This is a genomic window from Variovorax sp. dw_308 (assembly GCF_019207085.1).
Taxonomy (GTDB): Bacteria; Pseudomonadota; Gammaproteobacteria; order Burkholderiales; family Burkholderiaceae_C; genus Variovorax.
The window spans coordinates 485,123-501,146 of the sequence record NZ_JAATOM010000004.1; the positions used below are offsets into that span (position 1 = coordinate 485,123).

The following is a 16,024-nucleotide window of genomic DNA, read 5'->3' on the forward strand; positions in this document are numbered from 1 at the left end:
CGGCGGGCCGCCGCTCCGGCATGCGCTAAGGCCCAGCGGCAGCCTCGAACACGCGCGCGAAGCCTTCGATGAGCTGCTCGTCGGAATAGGCGAGCGGGTCGTCCACGCTCTCGACCATGCCCTTCATCGTGAGCATTCCCACGGCCGCGAGGTAAGCAAGGAACGCCATCAGCCTCGGTTCGACGCGCGCCCGGCCGGGGCGCTTTTTCCGTTCTTCGGCGAGCATCTTCGCGGCGTCGGCAAAGCAGAGGTCGTTGAGCGGACGAATGCGCTGGAACTGCTGCTCGTCCCAATGCACCGAGCCCGGGCTGGCGACCTGGCCGTGGAGGAAGGCCAGGCGAAAGTCGTCGATGCGCGGCGCGAATGCATGGACCGTCTCACGCACGATGGCGCGCAGCGCGTCGCCGCCATTGCGCGCCTTCCCGGTGGCGCCGTGCACCGCCTGGGCGTGCGCGTCGAGGGCCCCGTAGACCAACTCGAACAGCAGCGCATCCTTCGACGGAAAGTAGTAGTAGAGCGCCGCCTTCGACACGCCGATTTCCTTGGCGACGGAGTCCAGCGTGGTCGCGGAGATTCCGCTTCGCAGCAGCACGCGACGTGCGCCTTCCAGGATTTCCTCTCGTGACCGGTTGCGCCGTTGCTCGCGACGGGCCACGCGCGCCGTGACTGCCGGACTTTCGTCGGGGGTGGGGCGTGGCTTCGGCGCGGACATGTCGGGCGATTGGAGGGGCGGTTCGATCGAATTATTCCACCAACGGGCAAGAAAACCAACCTAAAGAAAAATTATTGACTGATGGTAGAAAAAAGAACATGCTTTCGCATCCGCCCCATGGAGAGCCACCATGCAAGCCAGCACCCATGAGATCGCCGACCGCATCTACCGCATCTCGACCTGCGTCCCTGACGCAGCGCCCGGCGGCTTCACCTTCAACCAGTTCCTCATCGACGCCGACGAGCCGCTGCTGTTTCATACGGGGCCGCGACGCATGTTCCCGCTGGTCTCCGAGGCCGTCGCGCGCATCGTTGCGCTGAAACGCCTGCGCTGGATCACCTTCGGCCATGTCGAGGCCGACGAATGCGGCGCCATGAACGAATTCCTCGCGGCCGCACCGCAGGCCGAAGTCGCGCACGGCGCGACCGGCTGCATGGTGTCGCTGGACGACCTCTGCGACCGGCCGCCGCGCAAGCTGGCCGATGGCGAGGTGATGGACCTGGGCGGCAAGCGCGTCAGGCACATCGACACGCCCCATGTGCCGCACAACTGGGAAGCGCGCGTGCTGTTCGAGGAAAGCACCGGAACGCTGTTCTGCGGCGACCTCTTCACGCACTGCGGCAACGGCCCGGCCCTCGTCGAAGGCGACATCGTCGGCCCCGCACTGGCGGCGGAGGAGTTGTTCCATGCCACCTCGTTGTCACCGGCGACGGCGCCGACGATTCGCGCCCTCGCAAGACTTGAACCGCAGACGCTGGCGCTGATGCACGGATCGTCCAGGCGCGGTCGCTGTAGCGAAGCACTCGGGCAACTGGCCGATGCGTACGAGGCCATGGTCCGCATGCATTGACCCCACGCGATCGGAAAGCACCATGGACAAACTGAGCCTGCAAGACCCGCTGTTCGCGACCTACGCGATCGCCGCCACGCTCATGATCCTCAAGGCGGTGGCGATGTCATGGTTGACCGTCGCGCGCATGCTGCAGGTCAACGGCGGTTTCCGCTCGCCCGAGGACCTGCGCAAGACGCCGCTCAATCCGCACCCCGATGCGCGCCAGCTCGAACCCCACGAGCCAGTCGAGCGCATCCGGCGCATTCATCTCAACGATCTGGAGAACCTGCCGTTCTTCCTGGCCGCCGGTTTCCTGTACGTGCTGACCGGCCCGCCGTTGCTGCTGGCGCAGGTGTTGCTGTATGGGTATGTCGTGTCACGGTTTCTTCACTTCGCGGCCTACCTGACCGCGCAGACCCACGACATGCGCGCCACGCTGTGGACGGTGGGCTCGTTCATCCTGGTCTTCATGACGGTGCGCACGCTGCTTTCGGCGCTCGGCGTCTGGCGCTGAGCCCGATCGGACTTCCGCACGCCTTACTTCATCGAGCGGCCGTCGAAGTGCTGGACCGGGATTGCCTGCAAGTCGATGCCCTCGATGCAACGTGCATTGATGGCCGCCATCGTGTTGCCGTCGGGCGTCTTGGCTTCGCCGTAGGTGTGGATGCCGCAATGCGGGCAGAAGTGGTGCTTGATCGCATGCGTGTGAAACGGTAGACGCTGCCGTCCGACTCGGGTGAGAGCAAGTGCAGGGCGCTGCGCGAGACGAACCACAGCAACGCGCCCTTGCGCTGGCAGATCGAGCAGTTGCACTCGGTGACGGAGGCGATATCGCCTTCGACCTCGAACTTGTTGCGCCCGCAGTGGCAACTTCCTTGATGGGTCATGTCAGGCCTCTTGGGTCGAACTGGTGGATCGGGTTTTCAATAGTCAACCAAAGGGTTGAGTATTGAAGTGACCGGAGGTGTTGTCAAGCCACCGGCGATGGCGCAAATGCAAGCGTCGGTCAGGGTGCGCCGCTGCGCCCGGCACCGGTCGCCATGGTCGCAAGCACGCGAGCGCCGCGCGCGGTATAACCTGCCGACGCTTGTGCGTCACAAATTAAAACACCGGAGAATAAATGTGAATTCGATAGAGCAAAGAACCGTGTCCAAGGTCAGCTGGCGCCTGTTGCCGCTGCTCATGGTCAGCTATTTCGTCGCTTACCTCGACCGGGTGAACCTGGGCTTTGCCGGCGCCTCGATGTCGAAAGACCTGGGCTTCACCGCCGCCATTTTCGGCAGCGCCGCCGGCATCTTCTTCATCGCCTACTTCCTGTTCGAAGTGCCGAGCAACCTGGCGTTGGAGCGCTTCGGCGCGCGCAGGTGGATCGCCCGCATCATGTTCAGTTGGGGCCTGATCTCGGCCGCGCAGGCTTGGGTCGGCGGGGCGACGAGCTTCAACGTGATCCGCTTCCTGCTCGGCATTGCCGAAGCGGGCTTCTTCCCCGGCGTGATCTTCTACATCACGCTCTGGTTTCCGGCGGCGTACCGCGCACGCATCGTGGGCTGGTTCATGTTCGCGATCCCGATCTCGACGGTGATCGGCTCGCCGATCTCGGGCTTCATCCTGAACATGGAAGGCGTGAACGGCATGCACGGCTGGCAATGGCTGTTCATCCTCGAAGCCGTGCCGGCGCTGGTCCTGACCTTCTTCGTGCTGCTGTACCTGCCGGACCGCCCCAAGGACGCGAAGTGGCTGACCACGGAAGAGCGCGACTGGCTGCAGGGCACGCTCGAGGCCGAGCGCCGCAACCGCGAGTCGATTCACAAGATCTCGTGGACGCAGTCGCTGTTCAACTGGCGCGTGATCGCACTGGGCTTCGTCTACATGGGCATCACGGTGCCGCTCTACGGCCTGGGCTTCTTCCTGCCGCAGATCATCAAGGGCTTCGGCGGGCTGGGCAACGTGGAGATCGGCTTCATCAACGCCTTCCCGTACCTGATCGGCGCGATCGCGATGCTGTTCTGGACCCGCTGGTCCGACGCGACGAAGGAGCGCAAGGTGTTCCTGCTGATCCCGCTGGCCTGCATCTTCGTCGGGCTGGTTGCCGCGGCCGAGATCTCCGCGCCGATCCCGAAGATGGCGGCCGTGACGCTCGCCGCGTTCGGCATCTTCGCCGCGCTGCCCGTGTTCTGGACCGTGCCGACCGCATTGCTGAGCGGCGTGGCGGCGGCGGCCGGCATCGCGTGGATCAATTCCATCGGCAACCTCGGCGGCTACATCGGCCCGACGATCTTCGGCATGCTGAAGGACAAGATGGGCAACGACTTCTATGCGGTGCTGTTCCTTGCGCTGCTGTCGGTCGTCGCCTTTGCGCTGGTGCTCGTCATCGGCCACGACAAGCGGGCGGAACTCGGCGCCCAAGCGGTGCGCGCCTGATCTAACGGTTGCGAAACACGATCTCCTTCATCCGCGCCAGCTTGGGCGAGACGACCGGCACGGTCAGCATCGTGCTGGCCACGGCCATCAGCAGCAGTGCGGTGAAGGTCGCGTTGGTGATCAGGGCCTTGTCGAGCAGCACGTTGGCGAAGACGATCATGATCAGCGCCTTGGTCTGCAGGAGCCAGCCGACCAGGGAGCCTTCGCCGGGCTTCCATCGAAGGACGCGGCCTGCGATGTGCGTGCCGATCAGCTTGCCGCCGACCGATGCCACCAGCAGCACCGCCGCGGCGATGAGCACCGCGGCGCCGCCGCCCTGGAAGTTGGTGCGCAGCCCGGTGCTCAGGAAGTACACCGGCATCACCACCATCAGCAGCTTGTGGCGCAGCGAGTCCATGTCGGCCTGGTCGAACCAGTGCGAATCCATCACCGCGCCGGCAATGAAGGCGCCCACCATGTAGTGCAGGCCGCACCAGTCGGCGCCCAGCCCGCAGGCGGCCAGCCAGACGATGCCGGCATACCAGCGATCCGGCTCCGGAATGCGCACCATCAGCCAGCGGAAGGCGGCGCTGGCCATAGCGAACAACGCGAGGAACGCGACCTGCCTGCCGACGCGCTCCCAGTCCAGCAGGATGAGCGCCAGCACGCTCCAGATCGCGATGTCGTCCAGGCTCGCATAGCGCAGGATGCGCTGGCCGATCGGCTGGCGGAGGATGTGGAGCTTCTCCATGAGCAGGATCAGGATCGGCAGCGCGGTCACGGCGCATGACATGCCGATGCCCAGCACGAATTGCCAGGTCTGCGCCTGCGCGCCCATCCATCCCGGGTACATCGCCATCCCGATGCCGGCGACGCTGCCGAACACCAGCGGCACGCCCAGCGCAAGACCGGCCGTGATGCCGCTTTCGCGCCGATGCGTCCACGCCTCGCGCAGGTCGAGCTCGATGCCGGCAATCCAGACGAACAGCATCACCCCCCATTGCGCGATGGCGCTGAGCGACTGGATCACCGGCGCGCTGAAGACGAAGTTGTAGTAGTCCGGATAGATGGCGCCCAGCACGCCGGGACCGAGCAGCACGCCGGTGATGATCTGCACGATCACCAGCGGCGCGAAGTACTCGGTGCGCCCCAGCCGCCAGATCAGGTACGGGCCGGTGAAGATGATCAGCATCGCGATCAGGAAGATTTCGGAAGTACTCATTGGCAGGACAAGGGGGAGGCGAGGTCGCGAAGCGGGCCGCAGTTTGCCACGGCAAAATCGGGCCCCGGCTCACAACAGACGTTACATGCCATGCCCAACTATTGGTTGATGAAGTCCGAACCCGAGGAATGCTCGATCGACGACGCGCTGGCCGCCCCCGACGCCACCGTGCCGTGGACCGGCGTGCGCAGCTACCAGGCGCGCAACTTCATGCGCGATGCGATGAAGGTCGGCGACGGCGTCCTGTTCTATCACTCCAGTTGCCCTGAGCCCGGCATCTACGGCATCGCGCGCGTGACCTCCGCAACGCGGCCCGACCCGACACAGTTCGATGCCAAGTCGCCGTACTACGACGCCAAGTCGAAGCCAGAGGACCCGCGCTGGCTGCTGCTCGACGTGCAGGCCCTGCGCAAGACGCGCCTGCTGGCCTTGCCGGGACTGCGCGACACACCCGCGCTGGCCGACATGCTGGTGCTGCGCAAGGGCAACCGGCTGTCGATCACGCCGGTCGAGGCGGTGCACTGGCACCTGATCGTCGACAAGATGCTGGCCTGATGCTGGACATCCGGCAGGCCGCGGTCGCCGACGCGCCGCAGGTTGCGGCTGTGCTGCAGGAGGCCGCGCAATGGCTGGCGGATGGCGGCAGGGCGCTGTGGGTCGCGTCGGCCGTCAGCGACGAGCGCGTGCTGCGCGATGTGGCGGCGGGGCTGTTCTTCGCCGCGCGTGACAAGGGTGGCGAGATCGTGGGAGTCGCGAGGTTCGATCTGGAAGACCCGTACTTCTGGCCCGAGATCGACAGCGGCAGTTCGGCCTTCATCCACAAGCTCGCGGTGCGCCGGCAGTGGGCGGGCCAGGGCGTCTCCGCTGCGCTGCTCGCCTTCGCCAAGGCGCGGGCCGAAAGCATGGGTTTGCCTTATCTGCGCCTCGATTGCGTGGCGGATCGCACGGCGTTGCGCACGCTGTACGAAGGCTTCGGCTTCACCCTGCACAGCTGCATCCAGAAGGGTTCGGTGGCCTTTGCCCGCTACGAGCTTCGTACCGGCGCATAGGCGCATTCGCTCACGCGCCAGTTCCGCCCTCGCCGAACAACTGGACGATCGTGCGGCGCAGCCAGGCGTTGCCGGCGTCTGCATGAAAGCGCTCATGCCAGTGCTGCTTGACGGCATAGGCCGGCAGCGCGATCGGCGGCTCGACCAGCTTCACCGGTTCCTGCGTCGCCAGGATCTGCCCGAGGATGCGCGGCACGACAACGATCAGCTCGGTCTGCGCCACGATGCGCGCCACGCCGAGAAAGCTCGACAGGCGCACGGCGATGCGCCGCTCGATGCCGTGGCGCGCGATGGTCTTGTCGACGATGGCATGACCAGTGCCTGAAGACGAAACCAGCGCATGCGCCTCGGCGGCGAAGGCCTTGCGCGTGAGCTTCTGGCCGATGCGCGGATGGTCCTTCGCAACGAGGCAGACGAAGTTCTGGCGGAACAGCACCTGCTGGTAGAAGCCGGCCTCCAGTTGCGGCATGAAGCCGACGGCCAGGTCGACCTCGCCGTCCTCCAAGCGACGGCCGCTGGCGGTCGAGACGATCTCGGTCTCGATCTGCACGCCGGGGGCCTCGCGCCGCACATGGTTCAGCAGCCGGGGCAGCAGCACCACCTCGCTGATGTCCGTCAGGCAGATGCGGAAGTGGCGATCCGCCGTATGAGGGTCGAACGCCGCCTGGCTGCCGCGCGCGAGTGCGAGCTGGGCCAATGCCTCGCGCAGCGCTGGGTAGATCTGCTGAGCATGCGGCGTGGGCTGCATGCCCTGCGCGGTGCGCGCGAACAGCCGGTCGTCGAAGTGCGCGCGCAGCTTGTTGAGCGCGGTGCTGGCCGCGGCCTGCGCCATGCCGAGACGGTCCGCCGCCTTCGACACGCTCGCGGTCTTGTAGACCTCGTCGAACACGGCCAGCCACTCCACGTCCAGCTTTGCCATCGCTTGCTCCAGTATTCAAAAACGCAATTCGAAGTATCCGCCAGTGTGCTTGAAGGAATAGTGGCGGCGGCGAACAATCCGCTCCATGAACACCGCCGTTGCCAACCGCCCCGCCCAAGCCGCCGCGCGTCCACCCGAGCGGCAGGACTTCTACGACCGAATCAAGCCGCTCGGCCTCACGCCGCTGTGGGAAGAACTGCACGCGCTGGTGCCGCGCGAGCCGCAGACGCCGTGCGTGCCGGCGATCTGGCGCTACGACGAGATCCGCCCCTTCCTGATGGAATCCGCCGCGCTCATCACGGCCGAGGAAGCGGTGCGCCGCGTGCTGGTGCTCGAGAACCCGGCCCTTCCGGGGCGCTCGTCGATCACGCAGTCGCTCTACGCGGGCCTGCAACTCATCATGCCGGGCGAGATCGCGCCCTCGCATCGGCATGTGCAGTCGGCGCTGCGCTTCATCGTCGACGGCAAGGGCGCCTACACCACGGTGGGCGGCGAGCGCACCACCATGTACCCCGGCGACTTCATCATCACGCCCTCGTGGGCCTGGCATGACCATGGCAACGAGGGCATCGGCGGCAGCAGCGAGCCGGTGGTGTGGCTCGACGGGCTCGACATCCCGATGGTGCGCTTCTTCGATGCAGGCTTTGCCGAGAACGACGATGCGAAGGCGCAGAAGGTGGCGGTGCCCGAAGGTCACAGCATGGCGCGCTTCGGCCACAACATGGTGCCGGTGAAACACGACCACCAGTCGCCTACGTCGCCGATCTTCAACTATCCCTATGCGCGCAGCCGCGAGGCGCTGGCCACACTACAACGGCAGGAAGCGCCGGACGCCTGGCACGGCCACAAGCTGCGCTACATCAACCCGCTGACCGGCGGCTCGCCGATGCCGACCATCGCGACCTTCCTGCAACTGCTGCCCGGGGGCTTTGCCGGCAAGGCGCATCGGCAGACCGATGGCGCGGTCTACAGCGTGGTCGAAGGCCACGGCACGGCCGACATCGGCGGCCAGCGGCTGGCGTTCGGGCCGCGGGATACCTTCGTCGTGCCGTCGTGGGCGCCGCTCAAGCTGTCGGCGGATGACGAGGTCGTGCTGTTCAGTTTTTCCGATCGCCCGGTGCAACAGGCCATGGGCATCCTGCGCGAAGCCTTCTGAGTCGCGCACTGCGCGACCGCTTTCCATCTCAACCATTCGCCGCCATCGTTGCGGCAGGAGGCACCATGTCCTATGTCATCACACCGCCGGCCGTCGTCGGCTTGCCGGTCGAAGGTTCAACCGACCTGTTCCCCGTGCGCCGCGTCTACTGCGTCGGCCGAAATTACGCGGCGCATGCGCGCGAGATGGGCTTCGACCCGGACCGCGAGCCGCCGTTCTTCTTCTGCAAGCCGAACGACGATGCGTCGGTGATCCCGGTGCCCGCGGGCACCACGGCTGCGCTGCCGTATCCGGCGCAGACGGCCAACTACCACTACGAGGCCGAACTCGTCGTGCTGATCGGCAAGGGCGGCAGCGACATCCCGGTCCAGCAGGCGGCCAGCCACATCTACGGCTACGCGGTCGGCCTCGACATGACGCGGCGCGACCTGCAGATGAAGATGCGCGAGCAGGGCCGGCCCTGGGAAATAGGCAAGGCCTTCGACCATTCCGCGCCCATCGGCCCGGTGAGGCCGATCAGCAAGATGGGCGAATACAACGCCGGCGCCATCACGCTCGAAGTCGATGGCGCTACGCGCCAGAAGAGCGACATCCGCAACCTGATCTGGTCGGTGAGCGAAGTCATCGCGAACCTGTCGACGCTGTTCGCTTTGCAGCCCGGTGACGTGATCTTCACCGGTACGCCCGAAGGCGTGGGCGCGGTGAAGCGCGGCGAGACCATCACCGTGCGGATCGACGGCTTTTCGCCGCTGTCCGTTCGCATCGACTGAAGGAGCAAATCCACCATGACGCATCCTGAACGTGCATCGGTATTGCTGGTCGGCGGTGGCATCGGCGGGCTGGCCACTGCGCTGTCGCTGGCGCGCCTCGGCCTGCAGGTCGAACTGCTGGAGCAAAGCTCCTCCATCGGCGAGATCGGGGCCGGCCTGCAACTCGGCCCCAATGCCTTCGCGGCGCTCGACGCATTGGGTGTGGGCGATGAGGTGCGGCGAAAGGCGGTGTTCACCGATCGCCTCGTGATGATGGATGCGGTCGACGCCACCGAAGTGGCTTCGGTGCCGGTGGGCGAATCGTTTCGCAAGCGCTTCGGCAATCCCTATGCGGTGAGCCACCGTGCCGACCTGCACGGCGCGATATTCGACGCGGTGCGCAGTGATCCGCGCATCCGCTTTCACACCGGCGCGGCGGTGGCAGAGGTCGATATCCGCGACGACGGCGTGACAGTGACCACGAAGGACGGTCGCCGCTTCAGCGCCGGTGCCGTGGTGGGCTGCGACGGTGTGAAGTCGGTGGTGCGGGCCAGGCTGGTCGGCGACGAGGCGCGCGTGTCCGGCCATGTGGTCTACCGGGCCGTGGTGCCGGCCGCCGACATGCCACCGGAGCTGCGCATGAACGCGCCCGTGGTGTGGGCCGGCCCTGATTGCCACCTGGTGCACTACCCGCTGCGCGCGGGCGAGCAGTACAACCTGGTCGTGACCTTCCACAGTCGCGACAAGGAGGAGTGGGGCGTCACCGAAGGCAGCAAGGAAGAGGTGCTGTCGTACTTCCAGGGCATCCATCCCACCCCGCGCCAACTGCTCGACCGCCCAACCTCGTGGAAGCGCTGGAGCACGGCCGACCGCGAGCCGGTGCTGGACTGGGGCCAAGGCCCGGCCACGCTGATCGGCGATGCGGCGCATCCGATGATGCAGTACCTCGCGCAGGGCGCGTGCATGGCGCTCGAGGATGCGGTCACGCTGGGCGAGGCCATTCGCGCATGTCGTTCGCAACAAGACGGCACCGACGACCTGCCACGCGCCTTTCGCCTCTACGAATCGGCGCGTGCGGCGCGCACGGCGCGTGTGGTGCTGTCGGTGCGCGAGATGGGCAGGCTCTATCACGCGAAAGGCGTGGAGCGGCTCGTTCGCAACAGCCTGTGGCCAGGCCGCTCGGAGCAGCGCTTTCACGATGCGGTCGAATGGCTCTACGGCTGGCGCCCCGAACGCTGCCTCGACGCCGCCGCGGTACAACCCGCCCTGCCCAAAGAAATCCATATCCAGCAAGAGACCGCAACGACATCATGAAAACACGCTTCGCATTGGCCGGCATCGCCGCCGTATTCTTCAGCGCACCGGTGCTGGCCCAGGCCACGGACTACCCGTCGAAGCCCGTCACCATCGTCACGCCCTTTGCCGCGGGCAGCGGGCCCGACGCGGTGCTGCGCCTGGTCTCCGACAAGCTCTCGAAGCTGTGGAACCAGCGCGTGGTGATCGACAACAGGCCAGGCGGCGCCGGCTTCATCGCCATCGAACAGGCGACGCGCGCCGCACCCGACGGCTACACGCTGCTGCAGCTCGACAGCGAGCACCTTGCCGCGCTGCCGCACCTCTACAAGTCGCGCAATTTCAAGCCGCTGCAGACCTTCGACCCGGTGGCGTCGCTGTTTCGCACACCCTTCTTCGTCGCGGTGCCGACCGAATCGAAGTGGAAGTCGATGGCCGACCTGGTCGCCGACGCGAAGGCCAGGCCCGATGCGCTGAGCTATGGCTCATGGGGCATCGGCAGCCCCGGCCACCTTGGCGCTCAGCAACTCGAAGCGATGGCGGGCGGCCTGCGCATGCAGCACGTGCCGTACAAGGAGGTGTCGCAGCTGTACGCCAGCGTCGGCTCGGGCGACATCGCCTGGGCCTTCGCGAGCCTCCCGTCGAGCGCGGGCATCTACAAGGCCGGCAAGCTGCGCTACATCGCGGTCGCCGCGCCCAGGCGGGTGCCTCAGATGCCGGACGTGCCGACCATCGGCGAGTCCGGCGGACCTGCGGGGCTGGAGGTCAACTCCTTCGTGTCGCTGGTCGCGCCCAAGGGCGTGCCGGCGGCCATCAAGGCGAAGATCAACGCGGACATGGCCAAGGTGATCGCCGACCCCGACATCCGCGCCCGCTTCGACACCTTCGCCTTCGAGCCGCTGGCCTGGTCGCCGGAGGAGATCGCGCGGAATGTGGAGGCCAAGTCGAAGGTGTATGGGGAGTTGGTGGTGCGGGGGAATATCAGCCTGGATTGAGGCGCCATTGCGGTACTCGGAACGGTTGCCTGCCCGTCTTGCACAGAGTAATTGGCAAGCCCGTCGTCTCGTGACGTACCAGGGCGCGTTGACGCGCGAGCTTGCTCCGACCCGAAACTGAAACTACGGCGTAGCCCTGACCGCGCGCAGGCATGCACTCCATCTGTCCCGCGCGCCGGCCGGGTCGGAGGCTCGGTTCGAGGCGTATTCGGTGTAGCACGCCCTGCCTGCCACTTGTTGTTCTCGCGACCTGGCGATGCGCTCCTGGGAGATTTGCGCCTGCGTTTTCTGGTTCGCGTCGGGGTCGGAGCCTTCCGCGATGCGGTTGGCCGGCGGAGCGGTTCGCGCGGCGGGCACCGGCCTGCCAAAAATATCGGGCCGCGATGCCTTCCACTGAGCATCGCCTTCCGCGTGCGCCTGTTTCCTCATCTCCTCGGTCGGGAAGATCTTCTGCGGCACCTTGGCGGCCTTGCGCGCATCCTCCTCGAGGGCGGGACACTCTTCGAGGGCGCGATCCTGAACCCGGGTCATGTCGGCCACCCCTCGGGCCATGAGCCATTGGACGTTTTCCGGCGGCCGCGATTTCCAGAACAGGTAGCTGCTGTAGTCCTGCTCGCCGTTGGCATTGAGGTACGGGCCGTATTCGCAGTTGAGCATCAGGGCGCCGGCATCGTCGCTCTTTTTCAGTTCCACCTTGAAGAGCGGCGGCGAATCCTTCAAGCGCATGAAGGTGCTGGGTGGAAGGGGCCTGGAGGCACGCAGCGGGAGCTTGCGGTCCTTTTCCTCTTGCGTGGGATGTTGTCCGGCCCAACGATTGATCTCCGCCTGGTCTCGTTCGGCACGGTAGGCCGTGTACTGCGGTTCGGTTGCGCGCAGCGCCTTCGCGAATGCGGCTTCGTCAAAGAGGATCAGTTGATCGTCGCCACGCGCGCCCAGTTCGCCGCGCATGCTCCTTACCCAGCTCATGAAGGAGCCCTTGGCGGGACGGGGAATGCCGCCGTCGAGTTCGCGCCCTCCATTCAGTGCCGCGGTCAGCTTGTTCACGGCGTCCGAATGGGGATTGACGCCATCGATGACCAGGACCTGGGCAAGGACGATGTCCTTTTCGAAAAGCCGCGTGGCGAACTCGGCGCCCGCGGCACTTCGGTTGGCCGGCGGTGCCAGAAAGTAGGCTTCGCGCGCAGCCTGGATCGTGGCCTCGAACTGCGCGGCCTTTCCCTTGTATGCGATCGCATCGCGGATCGCGGCGTTGGCGTTTTCCCGGAAATAGTCCGCCCCCGTGGGGGTGCCGATCCATTGATCGACGGCCCCTGCTGTGCCGGCGAGGAGCACTGCGGCGAGTGCGAGCAACGGCGAGTGGGCGCGGCGCCACGCTGAAGGGGGAACAACGATTGCCCTTGGCGCTGCTTTCATGGTCCGCTCCTTCAAGGTTCGCACGTCGCCTGGTTTCAAGCCGCCAATTACAGTCCGAGCAGGTGCCTGGCCTTTGCGAGCATCGGCCACAGGTTGATGACGCCCAGCCAGTGCAGGACGATGCCGATGACCAGCAGGACCCCGGCGACCTTTGCCGCGACAGCCAGCACCTTGAGCGCGATGTAGAGCGCCGCGCCCGCCAGCGCGCCCGCCACCGCCGCCACCCCCGCGTAGACCGCAAGGCTGCCGAGCGTCCAGCCCCCTTGGAGCAGCATGTAGCCGACGCAGAGGACCGCGAACAGCCCGGCGCCTGACTTTGCCGAGGTGGCCAGGGTCTCCGGTTGCACCAGGGTCGGGCCGCCGCCTGCGCTGGCGCCGGGCGCGTGCCAGGTGCCGGGGCGATAGGTATCGGTCGTTCCGCTTGAGTACGGCCTGCTGGCATGCGCGGTCTCGCGCTGCGCCTGCTCGCGTTGCCGGTCCCGGGCCGCAACGCCTTCCTGGTAGTCGATCGAGCTCTTGTTGCCGCCCACGCCAAGGCGGCCGTTGTTCATGTCCTGATAGCTCATTGCTGCGCTCCAATGCGGCCCCACAAGGCGGGATCACAGCCTGAGGGCATCGGCACGCGGGGTCAAGCGACGAGGGCTCGGTGCGTCATCAAATGAATGGACAGGTCACGCGCTGCGCCTGGGCTGCAGCGCGCGAAGGGCGGATGGTCAGTCCACGCCGCGCGACGCCAGCACCGCCTTGAGCCTGCGCACTTCATGCTCCAAGTCCAGGATCAGCGCAGCCGCATCCAGCCCCACGCCAAAGTCCCGCTCCAGCCGGCGCGCGGCCAATGCGCGTTGCAGGTCGCTGCTGCCGAAGCGCCATTGGGCCGGCGGCGCATGCTGTTGTTCGATGCGCGCCTGCACGATGCCCACCTCGACGAGTTGCACCACCCAGGCGACGTCGGCGCCACAGGCATGGGCCAACTCGGCCACAGCCAGGGGTTGCGAGGAACTGACCACCGTGGTGGTCGCAATCACGGAACGAGTCGCCATGATCAAACTCCCAGATGGCGGCGTGGGTTGAAGGAAGGCGAGGCCTTGGCGAGCGCCTCGTAGGCGGCTCGGGCGGCATCGCTGTCGGCGGGGGGCAGCGCGATTTCCAGCAGCAGGTACAGGTCGCCCGGCGTCTTGCCCGGCAGGCCGCGCCCCTTGAGCCGAAGCTTCATGCCGTTGCGCGCATTCGGCGGCACGGTCACCTCGACCACACCGCCGGTCGGCGTCGGCACTTCGACCTTGGCGCCCAGCGCCGCTTCGCTCGGCGTCACCGGCAGCGTCATGTACAGGTCGCGCTCCTCGATGCGGTAGTGCGCATGCGGTGCGATGCGCACCTCCAGGTACAGGTCGCCGGCCGGCTCGCCGCCGTGGCCGGGCATGCCCTGGCCCGCGAGGCGGATGAACTGGCCGGGCCGCACGCCGGGCGGGATCTTCACGCTGAGCGTGCGGTTCTCCCACTGCGGCATGCCTTGCGCGTCGATGGTCTGGGCGCGCAAGGTGATCTCGCGCTCGGCGCCGTTGAGCGCGTCTTCCAGCGCGATCTCGATGGCGGCGTGATGGTCCTCGCCGCGTGCGCGCATGTTCTGGCGCGCAGCGCCTCGCCGCTCACCGGCGCCAAAGATCGACGAGAAGAACTCGCTGAAGTCGGCATGGTCAGCCGGGCCGGCGCCGGGGCCGCGGTGGAACTCGTAGCCGGTGTCCCAGCCCGGTGGCGGCTGGAAGTCGCCCTCGGGCGATCCGCCGCGCGCCACGCGGTCGGCCAGCGCGTCGTAGGCAGCGCGCTTTTCCTTGTCGCGCAGCACGTCGTTGGCCTCGTTGATGTCGCGCATCTTCACCTCGGCGTCGGCTTCCTTGCTGACGTCGGGGTGGTACTTGCGCGCGAGCTTGCGGTAGGCCTTGCGGACCTCGTCTTCGGTGGCGCCGCGCTCGAGGCCGAGGGTCTTGTAGTAGTCCTTGAATTCCATGGTGTCGGGTTATGCAATGGCGGATTCTGCGTCGCCCTTGGCCTGCAGCGCCCTGATCGACCAGATGGGGCCGTTGCGCTCGAATCGCAATGGCTGCGCGTTGCCGAGGACGCTCAGGTCGATCTTCACGCCGAGCAGCGCGGCCAGCACGAACAGGCTGCCGCCATGCGCGACCACGAGCACCGGCGCAGGCTGGGCCAGCGCGGCGGCGAGTGCGACGCGCTTGCGGTCGACGAACTGCTTGAGCGTCTCGCCGCCCTCCGGCTCGCAGGCCCAGTCGATGTTGGCCGAGGAGGTGCCGATGAGCGCGCCGAAATGCCGCTCGCGCAAGCCCGCCTCGGCGGCCGGCACCAGCCCGTGCGGCGCCGCCACGGTCTGCGCCGTGACGTGCGCGCGCGGCGCGTCGCTGCAGACGATGCTGCGGATCGTCTCCCCGGCCAGCACGCTCGCGGCTTGCGCTGCCTGCGCCAGCCCGAGTTCGCTCAGGGGCTCGTCGGCCGCCTGGAAGATGCGCAGCGCGTTGCGCCCGGTCTGGCCATGGCGCAGGAAATAGAAGTGGTCGCAGGCGGGGGCGATCGGCTCAGCGGCAGCCAGCTGGACCAGCAGGTCGAGCCCGTCAGGATGGAAGTGGGCGGGGGTGACGAGGGACGTAGAGTGGGTGGTGCTCATGAAGTCTTGCTGGAGGCTGTACCGAGTTTCATTGCCGCGGGCCGGGCCAGCAGGCGCTTGATGTAGGAGTCGATCTTGGCGCTGCCCGAATGGCCGCCGAAGAGTTTCTGCCAGATGAAGACGGAGCCGATCATGATGTCGGCCGCGGTGAATTGGGCGCCCAGCAGCCAGGGGCCGTAGCCCAGTTCGCGTTCCACGACGTGCACCGCCTCCCTGAATCCCGTCCAGCCGCGCGCGGCGGTGGGCGTGATCTTCATGAAGGCATCGCTCATCGCGGGTTCGAGCTGCGAGGTCGAATACACCATCAGCGACAGGTAGCGGCCGCGGTCATCCGCGCCCACCGGTGGCGCCAGGCGCTTTTGCGGAAAGCGCTCGGCCAGGTACATGCAGATGGCCGCGCATTCGAAGAGGCGGGTGTGTCCGTCCACCAGCGCCGGCAGCTTGCCGGCGGGGTTGATCTGCAGGAAGGCGGGTTGCTTGTGCTCGCGCTTGCTGAAGTCGACGTTCACCAGTTCGTAGTCGATGCCGCATTCGTCCAGCATCCACTTGGCAGTGACGGCGCGGCTGTGCGGGTTGTAGTAGAGCTGCATGCTTGTCTCCTCATGGCTTG

The 16,024-nt window shown here is 66.7% G+C and carries 18 protein-coding genes and 1 pseudogene; 9 read left to right on the plus strand and 10 right to left on the minus strand.

Features of this window, described 5'->3' with window-relative positions:
• Positions 1-25: 25 nt before the first annotated feature.
• Complete coding sequence (locus HCU76_RS11565; RefSeq protein ID WP_218509336.1) at positions 26-712, minus strand: TetR/AcrR family transcriptional regulator; 687 nt, start codon at positions 710-712, stop codon at positions 26-28.
• A gap of 130 nt (positions 713-842) precedes the next feature.
• Between HCU76_RS11565 and HCU76_RS11570 the strand changes: the two genes are divergently transcribed.
• Both HCU76_RS11570 and HCU76_RS11575 read left to right on the plus strand, forming a co-directional pair.
• On the plus strand, positions 843-1,562 hold the full coding sequence (locus HCU76_RS11570; protein ID WP_218509337.1) for an MBL fold metallo-hydrolase: 720 nt from the start codon (positions 843-845) through the stop codon (positions 1,560-1,562).
• A 22-nt stretch (positions 1,563-1,584) separates the two neighbouring features.
• A complete protein-coding gene (locus HCU76_RS11575) occupies positions 1,585-2,058 on the plus strand; it encodes an MAPEG family protein (RefSeq protein ID WP_218509338.1) in 474 nt (157 codons plus the stop codon).
• Positions 2,059-2,081: 23 nt separating this feature from the next.
• Here the strand turns inward: HCU76_RS11575 and HCU76_RS11580 are convergent.
• Positions 2,082-2,431 (minus strand): annotated as a pseudogene (locus HCU76_RS11580) (GFA family protein).
• 235 nt (positions 2,432-2,666) lie between these two features.
• Here HCU76_RS11580 and HCU76_RS11585 point away from each other — a divergent pair.
• Positions 2,667-3,965: an MFS transporter gene (locus HCU76_RS11585; RefSeq protein WP_213953732.1), complete on the plus strand. Its 1,299-nt coding sequence runs from the start codon at positions 2,667-2,669 to the stop codon at positions 3,963-3,965.
• Position 3,966: 1 nt separating this feature from the next.
• On the opposite strand, the gene HCU76_RS11590 is transcribed toward HCU76_RS11585, so the two are convergent.
• Positions 3,967-5,166: a cation:proton antiporter gene (locus tag HCU76_RS11590; RefSeq protein ID WP_213953733.1), complete on the minus strand. Its 1,200-nt coding sequence runs from the start codon at positions 5,164-5,166 to the stop codon at positions 3,967-3,969.
• A 90-nt stretch (positions 5,167-5,256) separates the two neighbouring features.
• Between HCU76_RS11590 and HCU76_RS11595 the strand changes: the two genes are divergently transcribed.
• Positions 5,257-5,721 carry an EVE domain-containing protein gene (locus HCU76_RS11595; RefSeq protein WP_213953734.1) on the plus strand — a complete coding sequence of 155 codons (465 nt, stop codon included), beginning with the start codon at positions 5,257-5,259 and terminating at the stop codon, positions 5,719-5,721.
• Positions 5,721-6,215 carry a GNAT family N-acetyltransferase gene (locus tag HCU76_RS11600; protein ID WP_213953735.1) on the plus strand — a complete coding sequence of 165 codons (495 nt, stop codon included), beginning with the start codon at positions 5,721-5,723 and terminating at the stop codon, positions 6,213-6,215. Before HCU76_RS11595 ends, HCU76_RS11600 begins: the two co-directional genes overlap by 1 nt.
• Before the next feature lie 10 nt (positions 6,216-6,225).
• Here HCU76_RS11600 and HCU76_RS11605 read toward each other — a convergent pair whose 3' ends face one another.
• A complete protein-coding gene (locus HCU76_RS11605) occupies positions 6,226-7,134 on the minus strand; it encodes a LysR family transcriptional regulator (RefSeq protein ID WP_213953736.1) in 909 nt (302 codons plus the stop codon).
• Between the two features lie 85 nt (positions 7,135-7,219).
• On the opposite strand from HCU76_RS11605, the gene gtdA reads away from it, so the two are divergent.
• From gtdA to HCU76_RS11625, 4 genes are all read left to right on the plus strand, one after another.
• A complete protein-coding gene (gtdA, locus tag HCU76_RS11610; protein ID WP_218509339.1) occupies positions 7,220-8,290 on the plus strand; it encodes a gentisate 1,2-dioxygenase in 1,071 nt (356 codons plus the stop codon).
• A gap of 65 nt (positions 8,291-8,355) precedes the next feature.
• Positions 8,356-9,060, plus strand: coding sequence for a fumarylacetoacetate hydrolase family protein (locus tag HCU76_RS11615; protein WP_213953738.1), 705 nt, complete (start codon positions 8,356-8,358; stop codon positions 9,058-9,060).
• 15 nt (positions 9,061-9,075) lie between these two features.
• The gene (locus HCU76_RS11620; protein WP_213953739.1) at positions 9,076-10,353 is read left to right on the plus strand and encodes a 3-hydroxybenzoate 6-monooxygenase; all 1,278 of its coding nucleotides are present in this window, start codon (positions 9,076-9,078) and stop codon (positions 10,351-10,353) included.
• Positions 10,350-11,327 (plus strand): tripartite tricarboxylate transporter substrate binding protein, encoded by a 978-nt coding sequence (locus HCU76_RS11625; protein ID WP_218509340.1) that lies wholly within the window; start codon positions 10,350-10,352, stop codon positions 11,325-11,327. The genes HCU76_RS11620 and HCU76_RS11625 overlap by 4 nt, the downstream gene beginning before the upstream one ends.
• A gap of 123 nt (positions 11,328-11,450) precedes the next feature.
• Here the strand turns inward: HCU76_RS11625 and HCU76_RS11630 are convergent, their stop codons facing one another.
• The 6 genes from HCU76_RS11630 to HCU76_RS11655 form a co-directional block, all read right to left on the minus strand.
• The gene (locus HCU76_RS11630) at positions 11,451-12,740 is read right to left on the minus strand and encodes a hypothetical protein (protein WP_218509341.1); all 1,290 of its coding nucleotides are present in this window, start codon (positions 12,738-12,740) and stop codon (positions 11,451-11,453) included.
• Positions 12,741-12,787: 47 nt separating this feature from the next.
• Positions 12,788-13,306, minus strand: a complete 519-nt coding sequence (locus HCU76_RS11635; protein ID WP_218509342.1) for a hypothetical protein — start codon at positions 13,304-13,306, stop codon at positions 12,788-12,790.
• A 147-nt stretch (positions 13,307-13,453) separates the two neighbouring features.
• The gene (locus tag HCU76_RS11640; RefSeq protein ID WP_213953743.1) at positions 13,454-13,780 is read right to left on the minus strand and encodes a chaperone modulator CbpM; all 327 of its coding nucleotides are present in this window, start codon (positions 13,778-13,780) and stop codon (positions 13,454-13,456) included.
• 2 nt (positions 13,781-13,782) lie between these two features.
• Complete coding sequence (locus tag HCU76_RS11645; protein ID WP_213953744.1) at positions 13,783-14,745, minus strand: DnaJ C-terminal domain-containing protein; 963 nt, start codon at positions 14,743-14,745, stop codon at positions 13,783-13,785.
• 9 nt (positions 14,746-14,754) lie between these two features.
• On the minus strand, positions 14,755-15,414 hold the full coding sequence (locus HCU76_RS11650; RefSeq protein WP_218509343.1) for a histidine phosphatase family protein: 660 nt from the start codon (positions 15,412-15,414) through the stop codon (positions 14,755-14,757).
• A complete protein-coding gene (locus HCU76_RS11655; RefSeq protein ID WP_218509344.1) occupies positions 15,411-16,004 on the minus strand; it encodes a glutathione S-transferase family protein in 594 nt (197 codons plus the stop codon). The genes HCU76_RS11650 and HCU76_RS11655 overlap by 4 nt, the downstream gene beginning before the upstream one ends.
• Positions 16,005-16,024: the final 20 nt, after the last annotated feature.